General features: G+C 39.2%; 15 protein-coding genes. 4 read left to right on the top strand and 11 right to left on the bottom strand.

The window, feature by feature from the left end; translation table 11 throughout:
• Positions 1 to 216 precede the first annotated feature (216 nt).
• Genes pcaF through CCS90_RS10365 form a run of 3 tightly spaced genes read right to left on the bottom strand, consistent with a single transcriptional unit; the run spans position 217 to position 3,688 of the window.
• Complete coding sequence (gene pcaF, locus CCS90_RS10375) at positions 217 to 1,422, bottom strand: 3-oxoadipyl-CoA thiolase (RefSeq protein WP_099019498.1); 1,206 nt, start codon at positions 1,420 to 1,422, stop codon at positions 217 to 219.
• Positions 1,419 to 2,888, bottom strand: coding sequence for a 3-hydroxyacyl-CoA dehydrogenase (locus tag CCS90_RS10370; protein WP_099019497.1), 1,470 nt, complete (start codon positions 2,886 to 2,888; stop codon positions 1,419 to 1,421). The genes pcaF and CCS90_RS10370 overlap by 4 nt, the downstream gene beginning before the upstream one ends.
• Before the next feature lie 2 nt (positions 2,889 to 2,890).
• A complete protein-coding gene (locus CCS90_RS10365) occupies positions 2,891 to 3,688 on the bottom strand; it encodes an enoyl-CoA hydratase-related protein (protein WP_099019721.1) in 798 nt (265 codons plus the stop codon).
• Positions 3,689 to 3,975: 287 nt separating this feature from the next.
• Between CCS90_RS10365 and CCS90_RS10360 the strand changes: the two genes are divergently transcribed.
• Positions 3,976 to 5,340 carry a diguanylate cyclase domain-containing protein gene (locus CCS90_RS10360; RefSeq protein ID WP_099019496.1) on the top strand — a complete coding sequence of 455 codons (1,365 nt, stop codon included), beginning with the start codon at positions 3,976 to 3,978 and terminating at the stop codon, positions 5,338 to 5,340.
• A 198-nt stretch (positions 5,341 to 5,538) separates the two neighbouring features.
• Here CCS90_RS10360 and CCS90_RS10355 read toward each other — a convergent pair whose 3' ends face one another.
• The 4 genes from CCS90_RS10355 to rnhA form a co-directional block, all read right to left on the bottom strand.
• On the bottom strand, positions 5,539 to 6,348 hold the full coding sequence (locus CCS90_RS10355; RefSeq protein ID WP_099019495.1) for an FHA domain-containing protein: 810 nt from the start codon (positions 6,346 to 6,348) through the stop codon (positions 5,539 to 5,541).
• 65 nt (positions 6,349 to 6,413) lie between these two features.
• A complete protein-coding gene (gene serS, locus CCS90_RS10350; RefSeq protein WP_099019494.1) occupies positions 6,414 to 7,691 on the bottom strand; it encodes a serine--tRNA ligase in 1,278 nt (425 codons plus the stop codon).
• Positions 7,692 to 7,785: 94 nt separating this feature from the next.
• Positions 7,786 to 8,484 carry a DNA polymerase III subunit epsilon gene (gene dnaQ / locus CCS90_RS10345; protein WP_306475085.1) on the bottom strand — a complete coding sequence of 233 codons (699 nt, stop codon included), beginning with the start codon at positions 8,482 to 8,484 and terminating at the stop codon, positions 7,786 to 7,788.
• Positions 8,471 to 8,923 (bottom strand): ribonuclease HI, encoded by a 453-nt coding sequence (rnhA, locus tag CCS90_RS10340; RefSeq protein ID WP_099019720.1) that lies wholly within the window; start codon positions 8,921 to 8,923, stop codon positions 8,471 to 8,473. The genes dnaQ and rnhA overlap by 14 nt, the downstream gene beginning before the upstream one ends.
• 81 nt (positions 8,924 to 9,004) lie before the next feature.
• On the opposite strand from rnhA, the gene gloB reads away from it, so the two are divergent.
• Entirely contained in the window at positions 9,005 to 9,772 is a 768-nt protein-coding gene (gene gloB, locus CCS90_RS10335; RefSeq protein ID WP_099019493.1) for a hydroxyacylglutathione hydrolase, read from the top strand.
• A 53-nt stretch (positions 9,773 to 9,825) separates the two neighbouring features.
• Complete coding sequence (locus CCS90_RS10330; protein WP_162846898.1) at positions 9,826 to 12,375, top strand: EAL domain-containing protein; 2,550 nt, start codon at positions 9,826 to 9,828, stop codon at positions 12,373 to 12,375.
• On the opposite strand, the gene yaaA is transcribed toward CCS90_RS10330, so the two are convergent.
• Genes yaaA through recA form a run of 4 tightly spaced genes read right to left on the bottom strand, consistent with a single transcriptional unit; the run spans position 12,365 to position 15,903 of the window.
• A complete protein-coding gene (gene yaaA, locus CCS90_RS10325) occupies positions 12,365 to 13,147 on the bottom strand; it encodes a peroxide stress protein YaaA (protein WP_099019491.1) in 783 nt (260 codons plus the stop codon). The genes CCS90_RS10330 and yaaA overlap by 11 nt on opposite strands.
• A complete protein-coding gene (gene bioA, locus CCS90_RS10320) occupies positions 13,144 to 14,403 on the bottom strand; it encodes an adenosylmethionine--8-amino-7-oxononanoate transaminase (protein WP_099019490.1) in 1,260 nt (419 codons plus the stop codon). Before bioA ends, yaaA begins: the two co-directional genes overlap by 4 nt.
• Positions 14,404 to 14,413: 10 nt before the next feature.
• Entirely contained in the window at positions 14,414 to 14,869 is a 456-nt protein-coding gene (locus CCS90_RS10315; RefSeq protein ID WP_099019489.1) for a regulatory protein RecX, read from the bottom strand.
• Complete coding sequence (gene recA / locus CCS90_RS10310; RefSeq protein ID WP_099019718.1) at positions 14,869 to 15,903, bottom strand: recombinase RecA; 1,035 nt, start codon at positions 15,901 to 15,903, stop codon at positions 14,869 to 14,871. The genes CCS90_RS10315 and recA overlap by 1 nt, the downstream gene beginning before the upstream one ends.
• Before the next feature lie 197 nt (positions 15,904 to 16,100).
• On the opposite strand from recA, the gene mutS reads away from it, so the two are divergent.
• Positions 16,101 to 18,674 (top strand): DNA mismatch repair protein MutS, encoded by a 2,574-nt coding sequence (gene mutS, locus CCS90_RS10305; protein WP_425462170.1) that lies wholly within the window; start codon positions 16,101 to 16,103, stop codon positions 18,672 to 18,674.
• Positions 18,675 to 18,713: the final 39 nt, after the last annotated feature.

The following is an 18,713-nucleotide window of genomic DNA, read 5'->3' as shown; positions in this document are numbered from 1 at the left end:
TGAAATCAACAATCCTCAGTATTTGGGTTGTCGGCTTTAGCCGATCTTTTACTCAGTAACTGGTTCACGACAAAAGGTTGACTGAAGTCAACAACCCTCAGTAATTGGGTTGCCGGCTTTAGCCGACCTTATACCCAGTACCTGGCAAATGACAAATAGATTGTCGAATGTCAATACTTTTGCGAATGCTAACCTGCACAACTCATATGGCTTAATTCAAACCCGTTCAATCAACATCGCCATGCCCTGCCCGACGCCTATACACATGGTACAAAGTGCATATCGCCCACCTGTTCTTTGTAGCTGTCGGGTTGCTGTTAAAGCCAACCTTGCACCACTCATTCCCAACGGATGCCCCAATGCAATGGCACCACCATTAGGATTAACGCGAGGATCATCATCGGTCAATCCAAGCATGCGCATCACTGCCAATCCTTGGGAAGCAAAAGCTTCGTTCAATTCAATCACATCGACATCATTGATGGTTAAGCCATATCGGACCAATAATTGTTTACTTGCAGGCACCGGCCCAATACCCATTACATCCGGATCAACTCCAGCGACATTGGCACCTACAAAGCGAGCCATTGGATTCAAACCATATTTACTGACTGCATCTTCAGATGCAATAATCAATGCACAGGCGCCGTCATTGACTCCTGAAGCATTGCCAGCTGTCACAGTACCATTGGCTTTGAATGGCGTACCCAACTGGGCTAATTTTTCTAACTTTGTGTCTGCCCTGGGATGTTCATCGGCATCAACAATAACATCATCTCCTTTGCGTTGTGGAATAACAACAGGCACAATTTCTTCTTTGAACACACCCTGTTGCTGTGCCACAGCAGCTTTTTGTTGGCTGCGATAGGCGAACAAATCTTGATCTTCACGACTGACTTTGAATTTTTCCGCAACATTTTCACCCGTTTCTGGCATTGAATCAGTGCCATATTGATTTTGTAATTTTGGGTTAATAAACCGCCAACCAATGGTCGTATCATATATCTCAGCTTGTCTTGAATATGCAGCTGTTGCTTTGGGCATGACAAAGGGTGCTCGAGACATCGATTCAACCCCACCAGCAACAATCACTTCTGCATCACCAAAAGCTATGGTTCTTGCAGCCATGGCAATGGCGTCTAATCCAGATGCACACAATCGGTTTACCGTCATCCCTGCAACATTGGTTGGCAAACCTGCCAACAAGGCAGACATTTTAGCCACATTGCGATTGTCCTCACCCGCTTGATTGGCACAACCTGCAATGACATCATCCACATCATCAATAGGTAGTTGTGGGTTTCGTGTCATCAATGTTTTAATCACATGGGCCAACATATCATCAGGTCTCACACCCGCCAATCCACCAGCAAATCGTCCAATGGGCGTTCTGATGCCATCACAAATGTAAACTTTTCTCATAATTGATTCCTGATGTATGGCGACAGACGGTACCGGTCGTCACCAAACCAATTTTGTAAAGACTGCAAGGAGTCGGCCACATGCTGCCAACCCAACTCTTCCGCAAAAGCCAGTAAACCTTTGGGATAATTAACCCCATAACGCATGGCCAAATCCACATCTTTGGCTGAACAAACACCATTGAACACAGCATCAGCAGCTTCATTGATGAGCATAACAATCGTCCTTAAAGCAATCAGTCCTGGTTGATCTTTAGAGACAATGACATTTTTACCCAAATAATTTATCAACGAAATCACCCGATTTCGCATAAATTCATTTACACCAGGGCCAAAAGCCAAGTTTACGCATTGACTTTTTTTGAAGTCAAAAGACAAATCCACGACACAAGTAGGTGTGGCACTGTCCTGTTCAATTTGTTTGGCTGTTTGCCCATTGCTCAGAACAATTTGACAACCACCGACAATGATTTGCTCTCCATGCCACTTCCTGTTGTCATATTCAAACTCACTGAACATGCGACTTAATAGTGTCATTTCATCAGGCACAATGATTTCGTCAAAACTCACTTCACTGTAGGTAAAATCTGGTTTTACTTTTGCGACACCATCAGTGTAGTCGTAAAAGCCTTGGCCTGATTTGCGGCCTAGGGTGTTGGCATGTACCATTTCGCCTTGTAGCAAAGAAGGTTTAAATCGAGGGTCATTGAACATTTCTTTATAAACAGATTGGCTGACCGCATAATTGATGTCAATGCCAATCAAATCCATCAATTCAAACGGCCCCATTCTAAAACCAGCTCCTTGGGTCAAAACAGCATCAATTTCAACAAAAGTTGCTAACTTTTCTTGGCACATTTTCAAAGCTTCACCATAAAAGGGGCGGGCCACACGGTTTACGATAAAGCCTGGTGTGGACTGAGCAATCACTGCTTTTTTACCCCATGAACTGCACAGCGCTTTCGCCACGTTCAAATGAGCAGCATCGGTCTGTAGGCCTTTAATTAACTCAACCAATTTCATGACTGGTGCAGGATTGAAGAAATGTAAACCAAATAATCGGCTTGGTTCTTTCATTGCTGAAGCTATGGCAGTAATAGAGAGCGATGAAGTGTTACTCGCTAACAATGCACTTTCAGAAACGATTGATTCGAGTTCCGTGAAAATTTGCTTTTTTACATCGAGGTTTTCTACCACCGCTTCAACAACCAAGTCACAAACCAAAAAATCTGACAAGGATTTTACCACCTTGATTGAATGGCTGATTTTATCCGCATCCTGCTGTGTTATCTTTCCCCGGATGACTCTTTTTTTCAAACGATTTTGCAAGGCTTCATGTGCCTTGTGCGCAAAAGCTTCATCCACATCAAACACCAATGCTTTTTGACCATGAGCCGCGGCCACTTCAGCGATTCCCATTCCCATGGTACCTGCACCAACGACACCTACAATTTCAATAGTTTCCATAATCAATGTCCTTTAAATTCAGGTTTTCTTTTTTCATTGAATGCAGCCACACCTTCGGAAAAGTCATGACTTAAACCACAAACCCTCTGTACATCCCGTTCTCGATCTAAATGCTCTCCATACCTATTATTATAAGACTCATCAAAAATATTTTTAATGAATGACAATGCCCTGGTTGGACGTGCAACCAATGTTTCAGTCAGCGTCTTGACTTCTGCATCAAATACTTCATCATCAATGGCTTGATATATCATGCCCCACTCTACCGCTTGCTCTGCCATAACTGGGGTACCTAACATGGTGATGGCTTTGGCTCGAGCCAAACCAATTAATTTTGGTAAAATCCATGTTCCATTGCAGTCGGGAATTAATCCAATTGATGAAAATGCTTGGATAAATTTGGCTGATTTTTTTGCCACAACTATGTCACAATTTAAAGCAATGTTAGCACCTGCTCCCGCAGCCACACCATTTACAGCGCATATGATGGGAGCTTGGATGGATTTCATTAATCGCAAATTCTTGTTGTATCCATTTTCCAACTTGTCCCCTAAATCCATTTTCTCATTGCCTTGACGTTCACCCAAATCCTGCCCAGCACAGAACCCTCGTCCAGCTCCTGTGAGTAAAACACAGCGAATTGAATGGTCATTGACCAGATCATTCAATACAGCGTAAAACTCTTGGTGCATGGTCTCAGAAAATGCATTGAGCTTATCTGGCCTATTGAAAGTGATGGTAGCAATGTGGTCATTTTTATTATACTTAACGGTTTCAAAATTTTGAAAAACATCTGTCATGTTGTCCCCAATGGTCATTTTTTGTATGCCGATTATTATACTTCAGTTTTGATTCTTTCACGAAAATCAAAAATCAGAATTACAGACAATTCACGTCATATTTTCCCCTTTTTCAAAGTACCTACCCTCAAAACACGCTGAATTATCGCTTATGCCAACTATTATTCGTTCATGATGAATCTGTAAATTGAATATTTGGTACATAAGTTTAAACTTAAGTTGTGTGTGTATTATTAAATAAATTTAGGTTGTGTAAACTGGCGCTGCTGCTGTGCCCAGTTTTGACAATGGCCCAAGATCCAATAACTATCCAGGCGGATACACCATTAAAAATTCGCTATTGTATAGACCCTGATTGGCACCCTTATGAGAGCTTGAAACAAAATATTCACACCGGCATATCATCAGATTTCATCGCCATGCTTACCCAGCGTACAGGTATAGAAACAGAATTAATACCCACTAACAGCTGGCTAGAAACCATTGAGCTATTAAAATCTGGACAATGTGACTTGACCCCAATTTTAAATAAAACCACAGAACGAGAAGAATTTTTATATTTCAGCGAAGTTTGGTACCGAGCACCCAATGTATTGCTTTCGCTCAAAGACGAACCATTTCTTCAAGGACTTGAAAACATAGAAAACCGCACTGTGGCGATGACCGAAGGCTACCGCATCACTGAATATGTTTTAAAGCATTATCCTGACATCAATGCAAGTTTGGTTGCCAATGAAGTTGAAGGTATAAACGCAGTCATCAACAATGAAGTCGATGTATTTATTGGCAGCATGTTATCGACCAATAATTACATCCAATCCAATGGTTATGATGAAATAAAAATAGCTGGCTGGGCAGGTCCTGAAGATTTGCTTCGCGTTGGAGTAACTAAACAAAATCAAGCTTTGATTCCCATCATCGATCAATTCATTGCTCAAATCAGTGAGGCAGAACAGATTAATATGTTCAGAAAGTGGAACAATGTTTCCTACATTGATAACACCAATTACAAATTAACTAAAAACATCACCCTGTTTTTCAGCGTGCTGTTAATGACTGGTTTCATTTACCACCAACTGGTCAGAAAATTTAACAAACAATTAATTGTTCAAAACAAACAACTCGAATCACTAAAAACTAAATTGATCAAAACAAACCAAGAACTGTTATTTTTAACTCACCATGATCTACTGACTGAGATTTACAACAGGCATTATTTTAATCAAGCCATTTCCAATGAAGAAAATGATCTTTCTCAAAATGGCCCCATCAGTGTGGTGTTTTTTGACATCGATCATTTTAAGTCCATCAATGACATACATGGTCACAGTGTTGGGGACATGGCCTTAAAGAAATTGGCAACCACAATAAAAGGATTGCTTGATGAAAGACACACATTTGTGAGGTGGGGTGGTGAGGAATTTATTGTGTTGTGTCGAAAAACCAATAAACGAGAAGCCAACTTATTGTGCCAAAATTTAAACAATCACATTAAAAATATTGTTCTGGAGCCCGATGTTAAAATCACCTGCAGTTATGGCATTGCTGAAAAACTGTCCAAAGAAACCATAATGCAATGTATTGAGCGTGCAGATCAAGCCATGTATCAAGCAAAAACCAATGGTCGTGATTGCATCATTGTAGCCACATAAGCCACTTCTTGTTGGCTGTATGCCAATTAGAACTTCTCATCCAATGATCACTGATGATATTTACAGTCAGAGCCAATAAAAAATACATTGATACAAAGTATATATTGAAAGTCAGAAGCACTTCGCCATATAAAAACGGACATAGAGTCCGTTTTTATATGCTTAACCTGTAACTTTTCGATTAATTTGAATTAATATTTATCCTAAAATACCATTCAAATAACCCATTTTCCATGCAGCACCAATGGCTCCGCCAAGTACCACCAAAGTCACCAACCATTTTACGACTCCACCACTACTTTTTTCTATGGGGTCGTCTTGTGATCTTTGATGCTTTTTGGTTGTCGCATTCGCTTTTTTAGCATTTGCATCTGTTGTTGGATCTGTCATACCTGGCGTTTGAACCAAAAATCGAATGTTATCAATTTTCAACTCATCGCCAACTTTGATTTCACATTCATCAACTTTTTTACCGTTAACAAAAGTTCCGTTTGAGGATCCCAAGTCTTTGACTTTCAGTCCATTTGGATCTGCATCTATTTGAACATGTTTCCTTGAAATTCCATCCGCATTGACACAAATATGACATTCAGAGTGTCGTCCAATTATGGTTGAACCACGCAATGGATAGGTTTTACCGAAATAGGCACCTGAGACACCACGTAGGATAAATTTTGGTAATGCCATTCTAACCCTGGTTCGGTTGTCATCTTCTTCTTCCTCAACAACTGAAGACAATAATTTAATATGAACCTGAGCAGCAATCATCAAATCGCCTTCTCTGACTTCTTTTTTATCCTTAACTAATTTTCCATTGACTGAAATTAACCGTGCGGCATTGTCAATACTGACTTCGCATTCATTGTCTAAAATGGTGAGCTTTGCATGAATATCCGACAACCCCTTATCTTCTAATCTGATATCGGCATCAGCAGATCCACCAATGGTGTAATGGCCTGTAACCAACTCAACATCTGCATGATCGCCATGTGGAAAATGTAATTTCATTGCTTTCTTCCTATTAAACTTTTCTTGATTATATCAAACAATTTAAGCCAGAAAAATATTCTGTATTAGTTTGATTGGTTTATCACAGTTTTACCATTCATGTATTTTTGTAATACGACAGGTACAGAAATACTGCCATCTTCATTTTGATGATTTTCCATCACTGCAATCAGGGTTCTGCCAACCGCCAAACCTGAGCCGTTCAATGTATGAACCAATTGAGGCTTTTTAACTTGTGGTGTTCGGTACCTGGCTTGCATTCTTCTGGCTTGAAAATCATTACAATTAGAACATGAAGAAATTTCTCGGTATGTATTTTGCGCAGGCAGCCAAACTTCTATATCGAATGTTTTTGTGGCAGAAAATCCCATATCACCTGTGCACAGCACGATGACCCTATAGGGCATTTCTAAGGCTTGTAATATGGCTTCGGCATGTCCGGTCATTTCATCCAAAGCCAACATAGATTTTTCTGGATGAACAATTTGCACCATTTCGACTTTATCAAATTGATGTTGACGTATCATGCCTTTGGTGTCTTTTCCATAACTTCCTGCTTCTCTCCTAAAACAAGGAGTATGCGCAGTCATTTTGATCGGCAGTTCGCTTTCATCAATGATGCTGTCAGCAACCAAGTTAGTCAGCGGCACTTCTGCTGTCGGAATTAAGTAACGATCATCTTCGGTGATAAAGGCATCATCTGCAAACTTGGGTAATTGGCCACTGCCCTGCATGGATTCTGCGTTAACTAAATAGGGTACATAATACTCTGTGTAACCGTGTTTTTGGGTATGCATGTCTAGCATAAATTGTGCCAAGGCACGATGCATTTGTGCCACTTCACCCGTCAGCAAGGTAAATCTTGAACCCGATAAATTGGCAGCAGACTCAGCATCCAAGCCCTTATTCACTTCACCCAATTCAACATGATCCTTAACTACAAAATTAAATTCTTTGGGTTTGCCCCAAACCCTGACTTCTACATTGTCTGCTTCATCCCTACCAACTGGAACTGATTCATCAGCCAAATTGGGGATATATAAAGTCACTTTTTCTTGTTCAATTAAAATCTTTTTTAAATCTGCTTTAGATTGCTCAAGTTTTTCACCTATTTTCGCCACTTCATCTAACAGTGGTTGAACGTCTTGCCCATTGGCTTTGGCTTGACCAATTGATTTTGAAATGGTCGTTCTCGTATTTTGTAAGGCCTCAGTCTCAATTTGGATGGATTTTCTTGATTGTTCCAATATTTCCCAAGCATCGGTATCCAATTGATACCCTCTTTGAGCTAATTTTTCAGCTGTTTGATTGAGATCAGCTCGTAAAATTTGCGGGTCTAACATGTCCAAGATTCCTGTTGAATATAAAGGGGCAACATTGTATCCCAGTTGACTTAAATAAAGAAGGGTGGCGTCTTTTGATACAAAAAATTACTGACTATTGATTCCAAAGAAAAGGATTGTCTTCTGAGCCGTGTTTTTCAAGCCAAGCCTGATGTTGCTCTAACTCTTCCTGATTGGCACTCACTTTGATCAATTCGGGCAATGCGTCTAAATTAAAAGTTTGTGATTGACTGTTTTGACTCTGATTATTTTCCAAATTGAGTTTCGTTTGGCCGCCAGTCATGGCCAAATAGACTTGTGCCAATATTTCAGAATCTAGTAATGCGCCATGCAATGTTCGATGTTCATTGCCAATCCCATATCTTTTGCACAATGCATCCAAATTGTTTTTAGCCCCAGGATGTTTTCTTTTGGCAAAATCTAAACTGTCAGTGATTTTACAAAGGTCTTCAATTTCAAAATCTTTACCGCAAAGATTCAATTCATGATTGATAAAACCCACATCAAAAGCAGCATTGTGAATGACCAGCTCAGACCCTTTTACAAACTCAATAAACTCATCAACCACACGACTGAAAAGTGGTTTATCTGATAGAAATTCATTGCTTAACCCATGAACTGCCAAAGCTTCTGCATCAACAGCAAATTGCGGGTTGATGTATTGATGGTAATGTTCATTGGTAATTTCTCTGTTCATGACAACCACAGCCCCAATTTCAATGATCCTGTGGCCATCCTGAGGTCTTAATCCAGTGGTTTCCGTATCCAACATGATTAACTTACTGGTTTGCACTGATTTTCTCCGCTTGATTTCTTGCTTCATCATCTACCAACTCATTCTCTGGATGCCCCGAATGACCCTTAACCCAATACCAATTGATTTTGTGAGCTTGCATTTCTTGATCTAATGATTGCCACAGATCAACATTTTTGACTGCTTCCTTTTTGGTTCTCATCCAGTTTTTCTTTTTCCAATTGATCATCCAAACTTGAGCACCGTCCATAACGTATTTTGAATCTGTAAATAAGTCAATTTCACAGGGTTCCTTCAATAATTTCAAAGCGCTGATTACCGCCATTAACTCCATTCGATTATTGGTGGTATCGATTTCACCACCAGAAAACATTTTACGTTTCCCTTGATAACACATCAGGGCCGCCCACCCACCTGGACCTGGGTTTCCAAGGCAAGAACCATCAGTATATATTGAAATTTTTTTATTGGGTTGAATCAAGGTGAATCCTTTAGACTTTAAGGCAGGTATTCTATAATGACAAGCCACCCTTGCAAAGAATAAATACCCAGAAAAACCATGTCAATACAAATACACCCCATTAAAGCATTTGAAGACAACTATATTTGGGTCTTACATAATAACAGTGAAGCGATTGTAGTTGACCCAGGCGAATCAGCTCAAGTGACTCGTTACTTGTCCGACAATCAGTTGACATTGAGTACTGTTTTAATAACGCATCACCATTATGATCACATCAACGGTGTTGAAAAATTAATTGCTGACTGGGGTTGTGAAGTTTATGGACCTTTGGATGATCGTATTACATTCAAACACCATGTACTGGAACAAGGCGATAATTTGGCAGTTAAATCCATGCAAATTGATTTTGAAGTTTTAGCTACACCTGGTCACACCAAGTCACACATTTGTTTTTACAATAACCAGTGGTTGTTTTGTGGAGACACTTTATTCAGTATTGGTTGTGGCAGGATGTTTGAAGGCACAGCTGCTGAATATGTTGAGTCTTTAAATAAAATAAAATCACTGATACCATCAACCGAAGTTTACTGCACCCATGAATACACTTTATCAAATCTTAAATTTGCATTATTTATTGAGCCGAACAACCAAGGTCTTCTGGATTACCAACAAAAAATCAACAGCATGCGTAAACAAAACAAAGCCAGTTTACCCACTCGATTGGAAACTCAGCTTCAATTAAATCCTTTCTTAAGAACGAATGATAAAAACATTCAAAAAATTGTCAGTCGCAGGTTAAATACTACAATAAACAATGAGTTAACTTGTTTTGCTGAATTGCGAAAATTGAAAGATAGTTATTAATTGTCACCCATTTAAATAAGTTGTATGATAATAAATTGTAAAGCTGAATGCACTTGAATAAACCTTACCTACAATTGTTGATCTTGCTCATGTTCCAAATTCATGACGGATACACTCAAGTTAACAAAAAACATCCTCCCATTAAAGTAGGTTATTTTGATACCCCACCCCTTTCATTTATCAACAGTGATGGAAATCCTGATGGTTTTATCGTTGATTTGTTGAATGAAATTGCAGGCCATGAAAATTTTGAAATAATTTGGGTCCATGATAATTTTCCACAGCTCATGTCAAAAATGCGCAACCAGGAACTGGATGCCATGGTATCCACAGCATATTCTGATGAAAGGGCATTATTTTTAAACTATTCCGAGCTCAATTTCAGCAATGTTTGGGGACAAGTTTTTTTACCAAAGAATTCAAATGTTGAAAGCGTATTTGATTTAGATGGCAAAACCATTGCGTTGATGGAAAATGATTTCAATGGACAAAATTTCATCAGCCAATGTGATCAATTTGAAGTTGAGTGTAATATTGTTTACGGCAAAAGCTACCAACAAATATATTCAATGTTGGCCGAAAACCAGGTCGATGCTGCCGTTTCAAATAATTTAGTTGGCGCTGAATTTCAGGAACAATTCAACTTATTAGCCAGCAGCATTGTATTCAATCCCTTTAAAGTTTATATATCAGCACCTAAAGGCGCAGACACAACCCTCATTGATTATTATGATCAATACATGAAAGCATGGAAGGAAGACATTGGATCGTTCTACTTTCAAACCAGATCAAAATGGACCGATAACAGCCCTGAAACCACCATACCCTTTTGGCTTATTTACACTATTTTAGGGCTGGTATTATTTGCGCTTGTTTCAATGGTTGCAGCTATTTTATTTAAACGCCAAGTTAAGCGTCGCGTTACAGAACTGACTCAAAAAGAAATCCAACTCAACCAAATCATTAACATCCTTCCACACATGATCTTTGCCAATGATTACCAGGGAAAAATAATACTCGTTAATGAGTTTGCTTGTCGTTTTTTAGGCATTGAAAATCAAGATGTTGAGAAAAAAAACATTTACAGTATTTTGAAATCCCATCCCAGGTTTAAAAATTTGATCACTTATACAACTTCATCCAATCCATTCAACACTGAAGTTGAAGTCAATGATTTACAAGGCAACAAGCTTACTTTGATGATGTCCAAAGTACCCTATTCAGGGCGTAATGACACCGAGCCTGCCATGGTTACTGTTGGTTTTGATATCAGTCAAACAAAGCAGTATGAAGAAGAAATCGAATATTTAGCCAATCACGATTCTTTAACCGGCTTGCCCAACAGGATACTGCTGAGCGAACGTCTCAAAACTTCATTATCCAGAGCAAAACAATTCAATCATGTTGGTGCCATTATTTATATTGATCTTGATAACTTCAAAAACATCAACGACTCTCAAGGTCATAAAATTGGTGATAAATTGATAAAAAAGGTGGCCACAGTTATCAAAAAATGCGTTCACCCTGGTGACACCATTGCGCGTCAAGGTGGTGATGAATTTGTCATAGAACTGCCTGAATTGAACAATGAATATCATTTGGCTGAAAAACAGGCCTATGAGGTTAGCGATTTAATTATCAATCAACTTAAAAAACCGATCCTTATAGAAGATAAACAATATAACATCACTGCCAGCGTTGGCTTGGTGGTTTACCCCAGAGATGGTGAAAGACAGTCCATTTTATTACAGCGTGCAGATACGGCAATGAATGAAGCCAAGTTACTGGGTAAAAACCGAATCCATGTATTTGAGAAAAGTCTTGAGACCAAAGTCATCAAGAATCATCAGCTTGAAAATGACCTCAGATTGGCATTACAAAACCATGAAATCACTATGGTTTACCACCCAATTGTCGATGCCTCTACATTGAATATGGTTGGCGCAGAAATACTTCTTCGCTGGCAGCACCCAACCGAAGGCTTGATCATGCCCACTGATTTCATTCCAATTGCAGAAAGCGCACAATTAATTTTGGAAATTGGGTATTGGACCATCGAAAAGGCTTGTGAACAGATATTAAAATGGCAAGACAGTACCAAAGCAAATTTTTTCATAGCAGTCAATTTATCAGTGGTACAAATCCGAGATAAAAACTTTTTAGATAAAATTACTGACTTAATCTACAAATACAAAATACCACGAAATTTTTTAGAATTTGAAGTGACAGAATCTATTCTTTTGAGTGAGTCAGAACGGTCTATTGAAATCATCAATCAATTGAAGTTGATGGGAATTAAATTATCAATAGATGATTTCGGCACCGGCTATTCCTCATTTGATTACATCAGGAAGCTGCCTTTAGATAAAATAAAAGTCGACAAGTCATTCATTCAAGACATTCCCCACGACTCTAACAGCGTTACCATAGTAAAAACCATTCTTAACATGGCCAATGAAATGAACCTTGAAGTGGTTGCAGAAGGTGTTGAAACCGCTGCACAAATTAAGTTTTTACGCAAACATAATTGCCAATTCTTCCAAGGCTTTTATTTTTCTAAACCAAAACCAGTAGATATCATTCAACAACAATTTAAGCTTTAACTGGTGGCGGTTGAGTCCTTTCATAAACCCAGTTATTTTCATCCGACAAATCAATATTGAACCGATAGTCATCTACAACAATGTTTTTTATATCGTCGATTTTTGATGTTCTATTTTCAATCAAAGCCCTGGCCATCATCCCTCTGGCTTTTTTAGCAAAAAAACCTATAACCCTGGTTTTGCCGTCTTTGGTGTCTTTAAAATTCAAATTCAATATTCTTTTCTTCACTTTTGATTTTTTAATGGATTTAAAATATTCATTTGAAGCCAAATTAACCACAAAATCACCTTCAGCATCTAATTCACTGTTGAGCAAATCAGTAATTTGCATGCCCCAAAATTGATACAGGTTTTCACCAACTGGATTAACCAGCTTGGTTTTCATTTCTAAGCGATAAGGTAATATCAAATCCAAAGGCTTAAGGTACCCATATAAACCAGAAAGTATGCGTAAGTGATCTTGAGCAAAAGCCAAATCATCCGAGGTTAATGTATTGGCCTCAAGACCAGTATACACATCACCTTTGAATGCCAATGCTGCTTGTTTAGCAACTCCTAAGGAAAATGGTGCTTTGAAGTCTTGAAATCGCTGGTAATTTAACTCGGCCAAATTCTCACTGACCGACATCAATTGTTGAATTTGGCTGGGTTTATATTTTTTTAATATACTGACCAATTTTTGGCTTTTTGCCAACAACACAGGCTGGGTAAAATTTTCGACAGGCTCAGGGTTAAAATCTTGCCCTTTAGAGGGCGACAGTAAAATAATCATGGTCTTTTTTTCAGAGTGGATAATATTGATTTAGTTATGTGGCTGATTTGTTCAGGTTCAATTATAAAAGGTGGCATGATATAAATTAGATTCATAAATGGTCTGATCCAAACCCCCTGTTCCACCATTTTAGATTGAAACCATTCAATATCAACCGATTCTTTCATTTCAATAACGCCGATGGCACCCAGTACCCTCACTTCTTTGACCATCGGCAAATTCATACAATCTTGAAGTTCAGATTTAAGTTGTTTTTCAATTGCTAAAACCTTGTTTTTCCAGGGGCTTTTCAACAACATATTGATACTGGCCAACGCCACTTGGCATGCCAAGGGATTGGCCATAAATGTCGGTCCATGCATAAAATGACTGTTGATGCCATCAGCCACTTTACGATTGCACATGACAGCTGAGAGCGTCATATAACCTCCAGTTAAAGCTTTTCCTAGGCACAAGATATCTGGCACCACATCGGCATGTTCGTAAGCAAAAAGTTTACCCGTTCTCCCAAACCCAGTGGCAATTTCATCAAAAATTAACAGTACCTCGTATTGTTCACACAATTGTTTTACTGCGGTCAAATATTCGGGGGAGTAAAAGTTCATACCGCCTGCACCTTGAACGATGGGTTCAAAAATCACTGCAATGATTTCATGGTGTCTGGCTGCCAATTTTTCTGCAAATGCCTCAATGTACTTATCTTGCCATTGTGCACCAAAAGCGCAAACTGGAGAATCTACAAAAAGGTGTTGATTCAACAACCTAGAGAATTTGTGGTGCATACCTGTTTCAGGGTCACAAACAGACATGGCACCGAACGTGTCACCGTGGTAGCCTTTAGAAAACGTAAGGAATTTATCTTTCTTCAACTGTCCATTTTCATGGCAATATTGCGCCGCCATTTTCATTGCTGCTTCAACAGCAACTGAGCCTGAATCTGCGAAAAACACACAATCCAGATCGTCAGCAGTGATCTCTACTAATTTTTTACCCAATGTAATGGCGGGGTTGTGGGTCAATCCTCCAAACATCACATGCGACATTTGACTCACTTGTTCAATCACAGCTTGATTTAATTCAGGGTGATTGTAACCATGTATACAGGCCCACCAAGAGGACATGGCATCAATTATTTTCCTTCCATCTTCAAGCTCTAAATAAACACCTTCAGCACGGGCAACCGGGTAAACGTTAACAGGTTCAGATAGGTTGGTGTATGGGTGCCACAAATGATTTCGATCGAATTCTAAATCCATAACATATGACTTAATTGATCACTGTTTTAATTAAATCAGTGTCAAACCCCCTGCGATATAAAAAAGCCTGTCTTTTGGCTCGTTCTTTATAATCTTGAATAGGCATTGATTTATACTTCTTTTCATAAACACTTTCAATTAAAGCAAAAAAGTCAACATTGGCTACCAGCTTGGTTGTCTGAATAAGCCTATCTGGTACACCTTTCATTTGCAGTTCTTTATTAATTCGAGTGGCACCATAACCTTTGCTGGATCGAACCCGCCAATAAGATTCTGCAAAACGTTCATCACTGAGCAAGTTTTCTTCAATCAATTCAATGATTAACTTTTCAACAATTTCTGCATCATGCTTTTTGTTGATTAACTTTTGCCTCAATTCAACCGCCGAATGTTCTCGCATGGCTAAACTGCCTAAAGCCGAGGCACGAGCCTTGGCTTCAGGTGAATATCTCTTGACCTCGGTCATTAAGATTCAATGGCATCAATTTCTTCAGCGGCTTCAATGTCTTCAGGCTTTGGTAATAAAATGTCTCGAATTTTTTGCTCTAACTCCATCGCATGTTCAGGATTTTCTCTGAAGTATTGTTTGGAATTCTCTTTACCCTGACCAATCCTGATGTCACCATAGCTATACCAAGCACCCGCTTTATTAACCAAATTATGAGTCACACCCAAATCAATTAATTCACCCAACAATGAAATGCCTTGTCCATAAAGTATTTCAAACTGAGCTTGTTTGAAGGGTGGTGCCATTTTATTTTTAACCACTTTGACTCGTGTGTCATTTCCGATGACTTCATCTCCTTTTTTAATGGCGCCAATTCGTCTGATGTCCAGTCTCACCGATGCGTAGAATTTCAAGGCATTTCCACCAGTGGTGGTTTCTGGACTACCAAACATTACACCAATTTTCATTCGAATTTGGTTGATAAATATAACCATACAATTGGTCCGTTTGATGTTGCCCGTTAATTTCCTCAAGGCTTGTGACATCAGGCGGGCTTGTAAACCCATATGAGAATCACCCATGTCACCTTCAATTTCTGCTTTAGGAGTTAATGCCGCAACCGAATCAATAACAATCATATCAATCGCATTTGATCGAACCAGCATGTCACATATTTCCAAAGCTTCTTCACCTGTATCTGGTTGAGAAACCAATAAGTCATCAATATTAACACCTAATTTAGCCGCGTATGCTGGATCCAATGCATGCTCAGCATCAATAAATGCCGCCGTACCACCTTTCTTTTGGCATTCAGCCACAGCATGTAAAGTCAAAGTGGTTTTACCACTCGATTCTGGCCCGTAGATTTCAACAACCCTGCCTCGAGGTAAACCACCAATACCTAGCGCCACATCTAGACCTAAGGAACCTGTTGAGTAAACATCTGTTGTCAGGGCTTTATTATCTCCCATGCGCATGACAGAACCTTTACCAAATTGTTTCTCAATTTGACCCAATGCTGCTGCCAATGCTTTTTTCTTGTTGTCGTCCACTTTATTTTGCTCCACGAGTTGTAAGTTGTTTTTCATAATCTATGCCGCCTATTATCGCATGTTATTGGGGTCGAAAAAATCAGTAAATTCTGAAGAATGTGTCTATATTTTCGTACTTTATATGTATTTTCAATGGTTTATTCTCAAAACTTGAGAATGTGGATTTTTTAATTTTTTTTCAAACTCACTTTGATAGAATGTGTGATTTGAAATTTTCTAAATCGCCCATGGCAAAAACACCACAGCACACTCCAATGATGCAACAGTTTTTGAAAATCAAAGCCGATTATCAAGACATGTTATTATTTTATCGAATGGGCGATTTTTATGAATTATTTTTCGATGATGCCATCAAAGCAGCTAAATTATTAGACATCACTCTCACCCATCGAGGTAAATCAAACGGTGATCCCATTCCCATGTGTGGCGTACCCTTTCATGCTGCTGACAATTATTTGGCAAAAATAGTCAAACAAGGCCTGTCAGTGGCCATTTGTGAGCAAACAGGTGACCCTGCCACCAGTAAGGGGCCGGTTAAACGTGAAGTACAACGAATTTTGACCCCTGGCACAGTGACAGAAGAAGCCTTGATGGATGCTCACAAAGAAAATCTACTGTTATCCATACACCAAAACTCAAGGGGGTTCGGTGTGGCGTATTTGGCATTAGCCAATGGTTCATTTAAAGTACAACAAATCGATGACTTCACTACTTTAGAAGCGCAATTAATTAGGCTATCACCCAATGAAATTCTATTGGCTGAAAACAGCGAGTTGTCCCAAAAATTAAAACATTTCAATTGTATACAGCGACCGGCATGGGACTTCGATCCCGAGTCTGCTCAACATGCCATCACCAAAGCATATAAAACCCATGACTTAAGTGCTTTTGGCATCAATGAATCTGATGTATTTTTACCAGCGGCTGGAGCCTTGTTACAATACATCAATCACACCCAAAAAACTGACCTGTATCACCTACAACACATTCAAATCGAATATTTAGACCAATATTTGCATATTGACGCGCAATCGAGAAAAAATTTAGAGATTGATTACCATCCTGATGGCAAAGATGAGTTAACGCTTTGCGGCTTTATCGATCAATGTTCAACCGCTATGGGCTCTAGGAAGATTCGTCGTTGGGTTAAACAACCGGTGCGAGACCGACAAATATTAAAAAACCGCTTAAACAGTATTGAATCAATCATGGCATCTGCATTGACCCATGAAATACAAAACACATTAAAAGGCATTGCTGATATTGAAAGAATAGTTGCCCGAATCAGTTTATTGTCAGCAAGACCCAGAGATTTAGTAGCTCTAAGGGAGTCTTTAGCTGCCGTGGACCAATTACAATCCAATTTAAAACAAATTGATGAAGGTCATTTAACACAACTCAAATCTGAAATTAACCCACACCATGAGATCCACTTTCTGTTAGTCAATGCCATCAAGGAAAATCCACCAGTAGTCATACGTGATGGTGGTGTAATTGCAGATGGTTATGATGAAAAACTGGATGAACTGAGAAACATAAGTACTGATGCTGGCCAATACTTGTTGGATTTCGAAACCGAACAACAGAAAGCAACAGGAATATCTACACTTAAAGTTGGCTACAACAGGGTGCACGGTTATTTTATTGAAGTTTCAAAGCTACAGTCTGAAAACGTTCCTGAGCATTACATCAGAAGACAAACCCTCAAAGGCGTTGAACGATATACCACACCTGAATTAAAACAATTCGAACAAAAAGTATTGTCCAGTAAAGAGAAATCATTGGCCCATGAAAAAGAACTCTATGAAAAACTCCTAAAAGATTTTTCATCGAGTATCAGCTCTTTGCAAGCATTGGCAGATGCCGTCAGTGAGTTGGATGCGCTAACCAATTTATCAGAACGAGCCACCACCAACCACTTTTGCAAACCAACATTAAGTAACGACTTAGTTATAGACATCAAACAAGGCCGCCATCCTGTGGTTGAAACCATTCAGGACACACCTTTCGAACCCAATGATTTGTCATTGAATACCACAGAAAAAATGTTGATCATAACTGGGCCTAATATGGGTGGTAAATCAACCTATATGCGACAATCAGCCATCATTGTTCTGATGGCCTCTATAGGCAGCTATGTACCTGCACAACAAGCAACCATTGGTGACATAGATCGTATTTTTACCAGGATTGGTGCTGGCGACGACTTAACCCGTGGGCGGTCTACTTTCATGGTTGAGATGTCCGAAACAGCCACCATTCTACATAATGCCACTGCCAACTCTTTGGTTTTAATGGATGAAATTGGACGTGGTACCAGCACATATGATGGACTGTCATTGGCTCATGCCTGCGCACTACACTTGGCCCAAATCAACCAATCTTTCTGTCTGTTTGCCACCCATTATTTTGAAATCACTGAATTAGAGAATCAACTGAAAACTGTGTCCAATGTTCACCTGAATGCAGTTGAACATGGAGAGCGCATTGTCTTTCTACACACGGTTAAAACCGGTGCGGCCAATAAAAGTTATGGCTTGCAAGTGGCGGCTTTGGCTGGTTTACCCGCGCAGGCCTTAAGCAATGCCAAGGCATATTTGAATCATTTAGAAAGTCAGAGCAAAGAACAAAATCCACAACAGTTCAACTTATTTCAAGAAGAATCAATTGTAGACTCTAAAGTTGAAAACAAATTGAAGGCAATTAACCCAGATGAATTGACAGCCAAACAAGCGTTAGATCTGATATATCAATTAAAAAAAATGATCTGATGCTGTTTGTAAATTCTGTCTGTAAATAGTCATATTCTA

Source organism: Marinicella litoralis, assembly GCF_002591915.1.
Taxonomy (GTDB): Bacteria; Pseudomonadota; Gammaproteobacteria; order Xanthomonadales; family Marinicellaceae; genus Marinicella; species Marinicella litoralis.
This window is presented reverse-complemented; position numbering and strand designations above follow the sequence as displayed.